We start from the raw sequence: 12,140 nt of genomic DNA, 5'->3' as shown, positions 1-12,140 counted from the left end.
ACGTCTCTAGCAAGGACGGAGGATCGCGCCGGGTGGTTTACCCGTCAGGTACGAAGGGTACGACGAAGAACTCCCTGGTTCGGCAAGAACCCCCGTGACACGCCCGAATTAATCAGAATTGATCAGGCGGGCTGGTCGCGGTACCGGCAGATCCGCACGAAATCGGCCGGGTCCAGGCTGGCCCCGCCGACCAGGGCGCCGTCCACGTCGGACTGCGCCATGATCCCCGCGACGTTGCCGCCCTTGACCGAGCCACCGTACAGAATGCGGACCTGATCGGCCACCCCGCCGTCGTACAGTTCCGCGATCCGGGTGCGGATCGCGGCGCAGACCTCCTGCGCGTCGGCCGGCGTGGCGACCTCGCCGGTGCCGATCGCCCAAACCGGCTCGTAGGCGATCACCAGGCCGCGCACCTGCTCGGCGGTGATCTTCTCCAGCGCGCCGTCGAGCTGGGCCAGCACGTGCCCGACCTGCTCGCCGGCCTTGCGCACGTCCAGGCCCTCGCCGACGCACACGATCGGGGTGATCTCGGCGCCGAGCGCGGCCCGCGCCTTGGCGTTGACGACCGCGTCGGTCTCGTTGTGGTACTCGCGGCGCTCGGAGTGGCCGACGGTCACGTACGAGCAGCCGAGCTTGGCCAGCATCGCCGCGGAGATCTCGCCGGTGTAGGCGCCCGAGGCGTGCTGGGAGACGTCCTGCGCGCCGTAGGCGATCGCCAGCCGGTCGGCGTCGATCAGGGTCTGCACCGAGCGGATCGCGGTGAACGGCGGCAGCACCGCCACGTCCACCGCGTCGTAGTCGGCCTCCTTGAGCGCGAACGCCAGCTTCTGCACGAGCGCGATCGCCTCGAGGTGGTTGTTGTTCATCTTCCAGTTGCCCGCCATGAGCGGCTTACGGGAAGGGGTGGTGGGGGCCATGTGTCAGTCCTCCAGAGCCTGCAGGCCGGGCAGCGTCTTGCCTTCGAGGTACTCCAGGCTGGCACCGCCGCCGGTGGAGATGTGGGAGAACGCGCCCTCGTCGAAGCCGAGCTGCCGCACGGCCGCGGCCGAGTCGCCGCCGCCGACGACGGTGAACGCGCCCGAGTCGATCAGGCCCTGCGCGACGGCGCGGGTGCCGTGCGAGTACGGCTCCATCTCGAACACGCCCATCGGGCCGTTCCAGAAGACCGTCTCGGCGTCGGCGAGGCGGGAGGCGAACAGCTTGCCCGACTCGGGGCCGATGTCCAGGCCGAGCCGGTCGGCCGGGATGGCGTCGGCGGCGACCACCTCGTGGTCGGCGTCGGCGGCGAACGCGGTGGCGGCGACGATGTCGGCCGGCAGCACGAACTCCACGCCGTTCTGCTCGGCCCGCGCCAGGTACTCGCGGACGGTGTCCAGCTGGTCCTCTTCGAGCAGGCTCTTGCCGACCTCGTGGCCCTGCGCCTTCAGGAAGGTGAAGACCATGCCGCCGCCGATGAGGATGCGGTCGGCCTTGCCGAGCAGGTTGTCGATCACGCCGAGCTTGTCGGAGACCTTGGACCCGCCGAGCACGACCGCGTACGGGCGCGCGACGTCCTCGGTGAGCTTCCTCAGCACCTCGACCTCGGTGGCGATGAGGCCGCCGGCCGCGTGCGGGAGGCGCTTCGGCACGTCGTAGACGCTGGCGTGCTTGCGGTGCACGGCGCCGAAGCCGTCGCCGACGTAGAGGTCGGCGAGGGCGGCCAGCTCGTCGGCGAACGCGCCGCGCTCGGCGTCGTCCTTGCTGGTCTCGCCCGGCTCGAAGCGCAGGTTCTCCAGCAGCGCGACCCGGCCGTCGGCCAGGCCGTCCACGGTGGCGCGGGCCGAGTCGCCGACCACGTCGCCGGCGAAGGCGACGTCGGTGCCGAGCAGCTCGCCGAGGCGGGCGGCGACGGGCGCGAGGGAGAACTCGGGCTTCACCTCACCCTTGGGGCGGCCGAGGTGGGCGCAGACGATGACCTTGGCGCCGGCGGCGGCCAGCTTCGTGATCGTCGGCAGGCTGGCCCGGATCCGGCCGTCGTCGGTGATCGTGCCGTCCTGCAGCGGGACGTTCAGGTCCGCGCGGACCAGCACCCGCCGGCCGGCGACGTCGAGATCGTCGATGGTGCGCATCGAAACGCGATGTCCTTCCGGATACGCGCCCGCCGTGGTCCGAGGGTCTCGGGCCACGGCGGACGGGGTGGATCAGAGCTGGGAGCCGACGAGCTTGACCAGGTCGGCCAGGCGGTTGGAGTAGCCCCACTCGTTGTCGTACCAGCCGACGACCTTGACCTGGTTGCCGATCACCTTGGTGAGGCCGGCGTCGAAGATGCACGACGACGGGTCGGTCACGATGTCGGAGGAGACGATCTCGTCCTCGGTGTAGGTCAGCACGCCGGCCAGCGGGCCGGACTCGGCCGCGGCCTTCATCGCGGCGTTGACCTCCTCGACGGTGGTCTCGCGGGCGACCTCGACGGTCAGGTCGGTGGCCGAGCCGGTGGGGATCGGCACGCGCAGCGCGTAGCCGTCCAGCTTGCCCTTCAGCTCCGGCATGACCAGCGCGATCGCCTTGGCGGCGCCGGTGGAGGTCGGCACGATGTTGAGGGCGGCGGCGCGGGCGCGGCGCAGGTCCTTGTGCGGCGCGTCCTGCAGGTTCTGGTCCTGGGTGTAGGCGTGGATGGTGGTCATCAGGCCCTTCTCGATGCCGAAGGTGTCCTGGAGGACCTTGGTCATCGGGGCCAGGCAGTTGGTGGTGCACGAGGCGTTGGAGATCACCGTGTGCGCGGCGGCGTCGTACTGGGAGTCGTTGACGCCCATGACGATGGTGACGTCCTCGTTCTTGGCCGGGGCCGAGATGATGACCTTCTTGGCGCCGTTGTCGGCGTGCACCCGCGCCTTGTTGGCGTCGGTGAAGAACCCGGTGGACTCGACCACCACGTCGACGCCGAGCTCGCCCCACTTGAGGTTGGCCGGGTCGCGCTCGGCGAAGGCCTTGATGGTCTGGCCGCCGACGATGATCTCGTCCGCGGTCGCCTTGACCTCCTCGGGGAAGCGGCCGAGGATGCTGTCGTACTTGAGCAGGTGGGCCAGGGTGGCGTTGTCGGTCAGGTCGTTGACCGCCACGATCTCGATGTCGGCCCCGCTGGCCTTGACCGCGCGGAAGAAGTTACGGCCGATCCGGCCGAACCCGTTGATGCCTACTCGGATGGTCACGGAACGGCTCTCCTCTTACGTCGTCTCGCACTGGTCCAGGGGTCGCCCCCTGCCACCGAGCCTATCCAATGCCCGCCCCGCCCTCCGACACCGGTGGCGTGGGAAATCAGGGGGTGAGCCGCCCTCACCCGTCCGGGGGATCCGGCCTGCGGCGGCAGGGTCTAGACCACCTTGTCTATACCAATGGCGCGCAGCCCCTGAGCCGGCCGCCGCAGCCGGTCGCCGAACCGCACGGTGAAGGCTTTGGGGCGGTTCCGGGGCGCTGAGGCATCGCGGCGATGAACCGCAGGAAATGTCGTGATGATCACCGTTCGGGGGTCAACCCGGGACCGGTCCTCGGTGTCTCCGCCCTGTGAAGCCACGACTCTGGCCTGTCCTCCTGATGCTGGGCGCGGCCGCCTGCGGCGGTCCCGCGGCGGGCATCGCGCCGCCGGCCGCCCCTCCCGTCGCCGGAATGCCGTGCCTCGGCTACAACGGCCTGGACGGCACCGTCAACCCGCCCGCCCAGGTCGCCGCGGGCCTGTTCCGCGCCCCCGGCACCGCACCGGTGAAAGTGGCCTCGGGCACCGACGTGGACTGGGGCCTGGACCCCTACCGCAACCGGACGTGGCAGTTGTGGCTGCACTCGCTGGAATGGCTCGGCGGCCTGATCGGCGCGGGCGACGGGCCGTCGCTGGAGCGGGCCGCCGCGATCGTCCGCGACTGGCTGCACGACAACGCCTCCCCCGGCCGGCTGAGCGCCGACCGGCGGGAGGCGGTCGAGGAGGGCACCAAGTTCCGGCTGATCACCATGACCTGCCTGCGCGCCCGCTACCGGGCGCGCTGGCTGGACGAGGCGATCGCGCGGCACGCGTCCTGGCTGGCCGACCCCCGGCACTACTCCGGCCCCTGGAACCACGGCACCGACGAGTCCATGATCCTGCTGGCGGCCGGCTGCGCGATCGGCCGGCCCGACCTGGCGGACATCGGCCACCGGCGGCTGGTGGAGGCGATGCTGGACCCGCCGGGCGGGGCGCGGCCCGCGATCGACGCCGAGGGCGCCGGCAACGAGCAGTCCGCCCACTACGCGGTCTACAACCGGGGCCGGTGGCGCCTGGCGCTGAAGACCATGCGGGCCTGCGGCCGCCCCGTGCCGGCCGAGATGGACCGGCGCCTCGGGCTGCTGGACGAGTTCATCGCCTTCCAGCTCACCCCGGCCGGGGACCTGCTGCAGATCGGCGAGTCCTACGCGGGCCGGGCGTCCGAGATCTCCAGGCGCGGGCGGGGGCCGATCGAGCACGTGGCCTCCGGCGGGCGCCGCGGCACCCCGCCGAAGGCCCGCGCCCGCGTCTACCAGGCCGGGTACGTGATGGGCCGCTCCGGCTGGAAGCGGAACGCGATGGCCTACACCGCCCGGTTCGGGCCCGGCCGGTTCGCGCACGGCCAGGACGACCACATGGCGCTGACGTTCTTCGCCGCGGGCCGCGACCTCATCGTCCCGGGCGGCCACGCCGGCTACAGCGACCCGTCCTGGCGGAAGCTGCTGCGCTCCCCCGACTCCCACAACACGCTGGTGGTACGCGGCGCGCAGTTACGGCCCGACGCCGCGACCGCCCTGACGGCGCACCGCTTCGCCCCCGGCGCCGACACCTTCTCCTTCACCGACACCGCCTACACCGGCACGACCCGGACCCGGTCGGTGCTGGTCGCGTCGGGCCCCGACGCCATGGTCGTGCTCGACGGCGCCCGCTCCACCGAGCCGCGCACCGCCGAGCAGCTGTGGCACCTGCCCGCCGCGTTCACCGCCGCCCCCGTCGCGGACGGCGCGGTCGCCCGCGCGGGCCGGGTCCGGGTGGACTTCCTGGGCATCCCGCTGCCGGGCGCGGGCACCCTGCCCGCGCAGGTCGCGCAGGGCTGGATCGCGCCCGCCGAGCGGACGGTCCTGAAGGCCCCGGTCGTCCATATGAGCGGGGCGGGGACCGACGTGCGGATGCTCACGCTCATCGCGCCGTCCCGCAACGGCGCCAGGCCGCGGGTGCGCACCACCGCCGGGCCGGGCGGGACGCTGCGGGCCGAGACGCGGATCGCCGGCCGGCGGCTGGCCTTCGAGGTCGCCGCCGACGGCTCCCTGCGGCGGCTGCCGTGAACCCGTTCACCGCATGTTCACCATCGCGGCGTCAACGCCGGCGCGTCCCGGCTGTCCTACAACCATGATCTCTTCCCCTGCCGGGGAGGCGGCGGCCGGTCTCCCCGAGACCGGATACGCCGCGCTCTTCGACGCCCACTTCTGGGGCCTGGTGCGCTTCGCCCGGCTGCTGGGCGCCGACGACCCCGAGGACGTCGCGCAGGAGGCGTTCGTCCGGCTGCACCGCAGGCGGCGCGCCCTGCGCGACCCGAACGCGGCGCTCGCCTACCTGCGCAGCACCGTGTGCAACCTGACACGCAACCGGTTGCGGCACCTCGGCGTGGCGCGGCGGCGGCGCGCCCAGCTCGCCGAGACCGGGACCGAGGCGTCGGCCGAGGCCGGCGCCGTGCACCGCGAGTCGGTGCGCGAGCTGCTGGCCGCCCTGGACCTGCTGCCGCGCCGCCAGCGCGAGGTCCTGGTGCTGCGCTACTGGCTGGACCTCGGGGAACGGGAGACCGCCGACACCCTCGGGGTCGGCGTCGGCACCGTCAAGACCCACACCTCGCGCGCCATCGCCGCGCTCGGCCGGACCCTGCGGGAGACGTCATGACGACCATCGAGGAGCGGATCCGGGCGGCCCTGGCCGCCGAGGCCGCCCGGGTCGAGCCGCACGGGCACGCCCGCGCCGACAACCTGGCCCGGCTCGCACGCGCCCGGCGCCGCCGCCGCTGGGCGCCCGCGCTCGCCGCCGCCGCGACCGCATCGGTGCTCGCGCTGGCCGCGGCCGTGCTCGTGGTCGTCCAGCCGGAACAGCGGGCGCCGCGCCCGGCGGCGTCCCTGCTCCGCGACCTGGACCCGCGCTACCGCCCGACCGGGCCGGTCTGGCGCCCCGACCGGGACACCTCGGTGTGGATCGCCGGGAACCTGCTGTGCTGGCGGGCCGCCACGGGCGGTGGGGACTGCCGGCCCTGGCGGATCCCGGGCGGGCAGCACGCCGCGGTCATCATGGAGCGCTCGACGGGACAGAGCGACGGGCAGGAGCCCGGAAGCGTGCTCTACGGGGTGGCCGACGGCCGCGTCACCGACCTTCGTCCGACCGGCCGGCTGACCGGCGCGCCCATACGGATCGGCGGCGGGACACCGCGGATCTGGCAGGTGCCCCTCAGCCCGTCCCAGCGCAACGGGCACGGCCCGGCGAGCCTGTCGGTCATGGCCGGGCCGAACACGGCGGTGCTGCTGCCGGTGCTGCAGGCGGTCTCACCGCCCCACCTGGACGAGCTGACGCCCGAAGGGTGGACCAGGCAGTTCCCGCCGGTCGGAACGCTCACGCTGAGCCAGCCGCGGCCGCTGACGACCGGCACCCCGCTGTTCACCTTCCCGGCCCGGCACGGCCCGGTCACCATGCACCTTTTCCGCGACGGTGCGGTGGTCGGGTTCGGCACCGAGGAGAGCGTCGCGTCCGGCCCCGGCGCGGGCCGCAACTTCGGCGCCGTCTACCGCCTCGTCGAGGGCCCGCGGTCGCGGTGGTGGTACGGCTTCGCCGCGCCGCGCATGACGCGGGTGGTCGCCGAGCTGCGCGACGGCCGGAAGCTGCCCGCCCGGATGGTCGACCTCGGCGGCGGCGGCCGGGTGTTCTCGGTCCACGCCACCGGCCTCGCGCGCGGTGCCACGACCAACCGCATCGGCCGGCTGGCCGGCTACGACGCGCAGGGCCGCCTCGTCAACGTCTGGGCCGTCTGAGAACGCCGTCGGCCCCGGCCGCCGTGGCGGCGGCCGGGGCCGGAGGACGGGAGGGGGCGCCCGGTCAGGGGGCGAGCATGTCGGCGGTGAGGTTGGCCTCGGTGCCGGGGATGCCCTGGTCGCTCGCGCGCTTGTCGGCCATGGCCAGCAGACGCCTTATACGGCCGGCGATCGCGTCCTTGGTGAGCGGCGGGTCGGCGAGCTGGCCGAGCTCCTCCAGCGACGCCTGCTTGTGCTCCAGCCGCAGCCGGCCCGCGTTGACCAGGTGGTCGGGGGCGTCGTCGCCGAGGATCTCCAGGGCGCGCGCGACGCGGGCGCCCGCCGCGACGGCCGCGCGGGCCGAGCGGCGCAGGTTGGCGTCGTCGAAGTTGGCCAGCCGGTTGGCGGTCGCGCGCACCTCGCGGCGCATCCGGCGCTCCTCCCAGGCCAGCACGCTGTCGTGCGCGCCGAGCCGGGTGAGCAGCGCGCTGATCGCGTCGCCGTCGCGCACCACCACGCGGTCCACCCCGCGCACCTCGCGGGCCTTGGCGTGGATCTTCAGCCGGCGGGCGGCGCCGACCAGCGCCAGCGCGGCCTCGGGGCCGGGGCAGGTCACCTCCAGCGACATCGACCGGCCCGGCTCGGTCAGCGAGCCGTGCGCCAGGAACGCGCCGCGCCAGGCCGCCTCGGCGTCGCAGCCGGCGCCCGCCACCACGTGCCGGGGCAGGCCGCGCACCGGCCGCCCGTTGTTGTCGATCAGCCCGGTCTGGCGCGCCAGCGACTCGCCGTCGCGGAACACCCGCACCACGTAGCGGTTGCCCTTGCGCAGCCCGCTCGGGGCGAGGACGACCACGTCGGAGGTGTGCCCGAACACCTCGGCGATGTCCTTGCGCAGCCGCCTGGCCGCCGCCCCGGTGTCGATCTCGGCCTCGATCACGATCCGGCCGCTCACCAGGTGCAGGCCGCCGGCGAACCGCAGCAACGTCGAGACCTCGGCCTTGCGGCAGCACGGCTTCAGCACCGTGAGCCTGCTCAGCTCGTCCTTCACCACACCGGTCATCGCCATGGATGAACCCTCTCCCCCTCGTCCTTGCGATCCTCGCCCGCCCCGTGGGCCGGCGCCACCCCTCGTCGAACCTGCCAAGCAGTGTGGCCGATTACGGCCCGGCCGGATGGTCCTCGGCGAATATCTGTACGAAGGCTTGGGCCAGCAGGGCGGGATCATGACGCGGCGAGCCGTCCGGCGCGGCGACGTCGGCGAGCACCAGCCGGCCGCCGAGGTCCTTGACGGCCCGGTCCAGCGCCTGGGTGTCCTCGACCACGCCGCGGTCGGCCAGCACCACGTCCACGCGCAGGCCGGGCGCGTGCGCCTGCAGCACCTCCAGGTGCCGCTGCGGGGAGAAGTCGTCGGTCTCGCCCGGCTGGGGGACCAGGTTCAGCGCCACCACCCGGCGGGCCCGGGTCGCGGTGAGCGCCCGCGCCAGCGCCGGGACCTGCAGGTGCGGCAGCACGCTGGTGAACCACGAGCCGGGCCCGAACACCACCCAGTCGGCGTCCTCGACGGCGGCGAGCGCCTCGGGGCACGCGGGCGGGTCGGCCGGCACCAGCGAGACGCCGAGCACCTCGCCCGGCGTCTTGGCGCACGCGACCTGCCCCTTGACGTGGCGGACCTCGTCCGGGCGGGCCGGGTCGGCGCCGCGCACCTCGGCGACGATGTCCATCGGCACCGACGCCATCGGCAGCACCCGCCCATGCGCGCCGAGCAGCCGCCCGACCCAGTCCAGGCCGGCCACGGTGGACCCGGCCTGCTCGGCCAGCAGCTCCCACAGCGCGACGATCAGCAGGTTGCCGACGGCGTGGTCGTGCAGGTCGCCCTTGCTGCGGAAGCGGTGCTGGACCACGTCACGCCAGGTCTGGCCCCACTCGTCGTCGCCGCACAGGGCGGCCAGCGCCATCCGCAGGTCGCCGGGCGGCAGCACGCCGAGCTCGGCGCGCAGCCGGCCGCTGGAGCCGCCGTCGTCGGCGACGGTCACCACGGCGGTCAGCCGGTCGGTGACGCGGCGCAGCGCCGACAGCGAGGCGTACAGGCCGTGACCCCCGCCGAGCGCGACCACCTTGGGGCCTGGGGCGTTCACCGCGGCTTTCGTCTCCTCGTACCCGACCCGCGAAGGTCTCGTTCACTCACGGCCGAGGTCACGGTGGGCGACCTGCACCTCGATGCCCTCGTCCCGCAGCCGGGCGGAGATCTGCTCCGCCATGGCCACACTACGGTGTTTGCCACCGGTACATCCCACGGCGAGCGTGACGTAGTGCTTTCCCTCGCGCTCGTAGCCGTCGGCGAGCAGCCGCAGCACCTCGGTGTAGGCGTCCAGGAACTCCTTGGCGCCGCGCTGGCCGAGGACGTAGTCGCGCACGTCGGCGTCCCGGCCGGTCTTCGGGCGCAGCTCGGGCACCCAGTGCGGGTTCGGCAGGAAGCGGCAGTCGACCACCAGGTCGGCGTCGACCGGCAGCCCGTACTTGTAGCCGAACGACACCACGGTGGCGCGCAGGCTGGACTCGCCGGTGTCGTTGCCGAAGAAGCCGACGATCTTGGCGCGCAGCTCGTGCACGTTCAGCCCGCTGGTGTCGATCACCAGGTCGGCCTCGGCGCGCACCTCGCGGACCAGCTCGCGCTCGCGGGCGATGCCGTCCACCAGCCGGCCGTCGTCCTGCAGCGGGTGCGGGCGGCGCACGCTCTCGAAGCGGCGCACCAGGTCGGCGTCGCCGGCCTCCAGGAACACCACCCGCGGGTGCACCCCGCGCGCCTCCAGCTCGGCGATCGAGGAGTGCAGGTCCTCGGTGAAGCCGCGGCTGCGCACGTCGACGACGACGGCGATGCGCGGGACGGCGTCCTTCACCCGGCCGCCGAGGTCGGCCATCGTGGCCAGCAGGCCCGGCGGCAGGTTGTCGACCACGAACCAGTCCAGGTCCTCCAGCGCCTTGGCCGCGGTGCTGCGGCCGGCGCCCGACATCCCGGTGACGATGACGATGTCCGGGACCTTGGTCTCAGCGGTCATGCCGGTTTCCCCCCAGTGTCAGTGGTGCCGTGCAGGGCTGCCAGGATCGCCGCGGCGCTGCGCAGGCCGATGCCGGGCACTTCGGCGACCTGTTCGGGCGTCGCCTCTTTCAACCGTTTCACCGAGCCGAAGTGTTTCAGCAGCGCGGCGCGGCGCGCCGGGCCGAGCCCGGGGACGGCGTCCAGCTCGCTCACCGTCATCGCCTTGGAGCGCTTCTGCCGGTGGAAGGTGATGGCGAACCGGTGCGCCTCGTCGCGGACGCGCTGCACCAGGTACATGCCCTCGCTGTTGCGCGGCAGGATGACCGGGTCGTCGTCGCCGGGCAGCCACAGCTCCTCCAGCCGCTTGGCGATGCCGGCGACGGCGATGTCGTCGATGCCGAGCTCGTCCAGGGCCAGCTGCGCGGCGGCGACCTGCGGCTGCCCGCCGTCGACCAGCACCAGGTTCGGCGGGTAGGCGAAGCGGCGCGGCTTGCCGGTCTCGGGGTCGATCGGCTGGTGCGCGGCGTCGTCGGGCGCGTCCGGGTCCTCGGCCAGCGCGTCCAGCTCGCCGGTCTTCTCGCTCTCGGCCAGGTAGCGGCGGAACCGGCGGGTGATCACCTCGTGGATGGAGCGGACGTCGTCCTGGCCCTCCACCGCCTTGATCGAGAAGCGCCGGTACTCGCTCTTGCGGGCCAGGCCGTCCTCGAACACCACCATCGAGGCGACCACGTTGCTGCCCTGCAGGTTGGACACGTCGTAGCACTCGATGCGCAGCGGCGCCTGGTCGAGCTCCAGGGCGTCCTGCAGCTCGCGCAGCGCCAGGCTGCGGGTGGTGAGGTCGCTCGCGCGGCGGGTCTTGTGCTGCTTGAGCGCCTCGTGGGCGTTGCGGGCGACGGTCTCCAGCAGCGACTTCTTGTCGCCGCGCTGGGGCACCCGCAGCGCGACGGGGCCGCCGCGCCGCTCCGACAGCAGCTCGGTCATCGCGGCCTCGTCCGGCGGCGGCTCCGGGACCAGCACCTCGCGCGGCACCGAGTCGCTCTCGCTGTAGATCTGCAGCAGGAAGTGCTCGACCAGGTCGCCGGTGGTGACGGCCTCGACCTTGTCGACCACCCAGCCGCGCTGGCCGCGGATGCGGCCGCCGCGCACGTAGAAGACCTGGACGGCGGCCTCCAGCTCGTCCTCGGCGAAGGCGACCATGTCGCAGTCGGTGCTGTCGGGCAGCACCACCGCCTGCTTCTCCAGGGCCTGCTCCAGCGCCCGGATGTCGTCGCGCAGCCGGGCGGCGCGCTCGTACTCCTGGGAGGCGGCGGCCTCGCGCATGTCGCGCTCCAGCCGCTTGATGAACCGGGTGGCGTTGCCGGCCAGGAAGTCGCAGAACTCGTCGGCCAGCAGCCGGTGCTCGGCCTCGGAGACCTTGCCCACGCAGGGCGCCGAGCACTTGTCGATATAGCCGAGCAGGCAGGGCCGGTCCAGCTGCTCCTGGCGCTTGAACACCCCGGCGCTGCAGGTGCGGACGGGGAAGACGCGCAGCAGCTGGTCGACCGTCTCGCGGATCGCCCACGCGTGCGAGTACGGCCCGAAGTAGCGCACGCCCTTGCGTTTGGCTCCGCGCATCACCATCACCCTCGGGAACTTCTCGTTCAGGGTGACGGCGAGGTAGGGATAGGACTTGTCGTCGCGGTAACGGACGTTGAACCGGGGGTCGAACTCCTTGATCCAGGAGTACTCGAGCTGGAGCGCCTCCACCTCGGTGCCGACGATCGTCCAGGTGACCTGGGAGGCGGTCTGCAACATCGTCTGGGTGCGCGGATGCAGCCCGGCGAAGTCGGCGAAGTAGGAGTTCAGCCGCGCCCGCAGGTTCTTGGCCTTGCCGACGTACACGACCCGGCCGTGCTCGTCGCGGAAGCGGTACACCCCCGGGGACTCGGGGATGGACCCCGGTGCGGGTCGATAGGTCGCCGGATCTGCCACGTCAGCCAGGGTAGTGGGCCCCACCGACAACGTGCGCGCCCCGTGACCGCCGGTGCGCGCGGGGCCACAGTGACACGGATCTCGTTACGCCCTCGATCATGCGGATACGGACCCCGGATGA

Annotated in this window: 10 protein-coding genes; 3 read left to right on the top strand and 7 right to left on the bottom strand. The window is 73.3% G+C overall.

Translation table 11 applies throughout. The features are described 5' to 3' along the window. Positions 1-122 precede the first annotated feature (122 nt). The 3 genes from tpiA to gap all read right to left on the bottom strand — a co-directional run bounded on the left by tpiA (position 123) and on the right by gap (position 3,188). Positions 123-917 carry a triose-phosphate isomerase gene (gene tpiA / locus ACRB68_RS32950; protein ID WP_153539608.1) on the bottom strand — a complete coding sequence of 265 codons (795 nt, stop codon included), beginning with the start codon at positions 915-917 and terminating at the stop codon, positions 123-125. A 3-nt stretch (positions 918-920) separates the two neighbouring features. Continuing rightward, positions 921-2,108, bottom strand: coding sequence for a phosphoglycerate kinase (locus ACRB68_RS32945; protein WP_153539606.1), 1,188 nt, complete (start codon positions 2,106-2,108; stop codon positions 921-923). A gap of 72 nt (positions 2,109-2,180) precedes the next feature. Next, positions 2,181-3,188 (bottom strand): type I glyceraldehyde-3-phosphate dehydrogenase, encoded by a 1,008-nt coding sequence (gene gap / locus ACRB68_RS32940; RefSeq protein WP_328595082.1) that lies wholly within the window; start codon positions 3,186-3,188, stop codon positions 2,181-2,183. 382 nt (positions 3,189-3,570) lie between these two features. On the opposite strand from gap, the gene ACRB68_RS32935 reads away from it, so the two are divergent. The 3 genes from ACRB68_RS32935 to ACRB68_RS32925 all read left to right on the top strand — a co-directional run bounded on the left by ACRB68_RS32935 (position 3,571) and on the right by ACRB68_RS32925 (position 7,032). Then, entirely contained in the window at positions 3,571-5,313 is a 1,743-nt protein-coding gene (locus tag ACRB68_RS32935) for a heparinase II/III domain-containing protein (protein ID WP_153539605.1), read from the top strand. A 64-nt stretch (positions 5,314-5,377) separates the two neighbouring features. Next, a complete protein-coding gene (locus tag ACRB68_RS32930) occupies positions 5,378-5,902 on the top strand; it encodes a sigma-70 family RNA polymerase sigma factor (protein ID WP_153539603.1) in 525 nt (174 codons plus the stop codon). Continuing rightward, complete coding sequence (locus tag ACRB68_RS32925) at positions 5,899-7,032, top strand: hypothetical protein (protein ID WP_153539601.1); 1,134 nt, start codon at positions 5,899-5,901, stop codon at positions 7,030-7,032. Before ACRB68_RS32930 ends, ACRB68_RS32925 begins: the two co-directional genes overlap by 4 nt. Before the next feature lie 64 nt (positions 7,033-7,096). Here ACRB68_RS32925 and whiA read toward each other — a convergent pair whose 3' ends face one another. The 4 genes from whiA to uvrC form a co-directional block, all read right to left on the bottom strand. Continuing rightward, complete coding sequence (gene whiA / locus ACRB68_RS32920) at positions 7,097-8,077, bottom strand: DNA-binding protein WhiA (RefSeq protein WP_153539598.1); 981 nt, start codon at positions 8,075-8,077, stop codon at positions 7,097-7,099. Positions 8,078-8,168: 91 nt separating this feature from the next. Beyond that, complete coding sequence (locus ACRB68_RS32915; RefSeq protein ID WP_328595081.1) at positions 8,169-9,146, bottom strand: gluconeogenesis factor YvcK family protein; 978 nt, start codon at positions 9,144-9,146, stop codon at positions 8,169-8,171. Between the two features lie 42 nt (positions 9,147-9,188). Then, positions 9,189-10,067, bottom strand: coding sequence for an RNase adapter RapZ (gene rapZ / locus ACRB68_RS32910; RefSeq protein ID WP_153539596.1), 879 nt, complete (start codon positions 10,065-10,067; stop codon positions 9,189-9,191). Then, on the bottom strand, positions 10,064-12,019 hold the full coding sequence (uvrC, locus tag ACRB68_RS32905) for an excinuclease ABC subunit UvrC (RefSeq protein ID WP_328595080.1): 1,956 nt from the start codon (positions 12,017-12,019) through the stop codon (positions 10,064-10,066). Before uvrC ends, rapZ begins: the two co-directional genes overlap by 4 nt. Between the last annotated feature and the right edge of the window lie 121 nt (positions 12,020-12,140).

This window comes from Actinomadura macrotermitis (assembly GCF_009604375.1).
Taxonomy (GTDB): domain Bacteria; phylum Actinomycetota; class Actinomycetes; order Streptosporangiales; family Streptosporangiaceae; genus Spirillospora; species Spirillospora macrotermitis.
The sequence above is the reverse complement of the archived record's forward strand: the minus strand, read 5'-3'. Positions and strand labels throughout refer to the sequence as shown.

What these genes read in the sequence shown, in the direction of transcription:
- tpiA (WP_153539608.1), bottom strand. Translation starts at nt 917, where the DNA reads ATGGCCCCCACCACCCCTTCCCGTAAGCCGCTCATGGCGGGCAACTGG.
- ACRB68_RS32945 (WP_153539606.1), bottom strand. Translation starts at nt 2,108, where the DNA reads ATGCGCACCATCGACGATCTCGACGTCGCCGGCCGGCGGGTGCTGGTC.
- ACRB68_RS32935 (WP_153539605.1), top strand. Translation starts at nt 3,571, where the DNA reads ATGCTGGGCGCGGCCGCCTGCGGCGGTCCCGCGGCGGGCATCGCGCCG.
- ACRB68_RS32930 (WP_153539603.1), top strand. Translation starts at nt 5,378, where the DNA reads ATGATCTCTTCCCCTGCCGGGGAGGCGGCGGCCGGTCTCCCCGAGACC.
- ACRB68_RS32925 (WP_153539601.1), top strand. Translation starts at nt 5,899, where the DNA reads ATGACGACCATCGAGGAGCGGATCCGGGCGGCCCTGGCCGCCGAGGCC.
- whiA (WP_153539598.1), bottom strand. Translation starts at nt 8,077, where the DNA reads ATGGCGATGACCGGTGTGGTGAAGGACGAGCTGAGCAGGCTCACGGTG.
- rapZ (WP_153539596.1), bottom strand. Translation starts at nt 10,067, where the DNA reads ATGACCGCTGAGACCAAGGTCCCGGACATCGTCATCGTCACCGGGATG.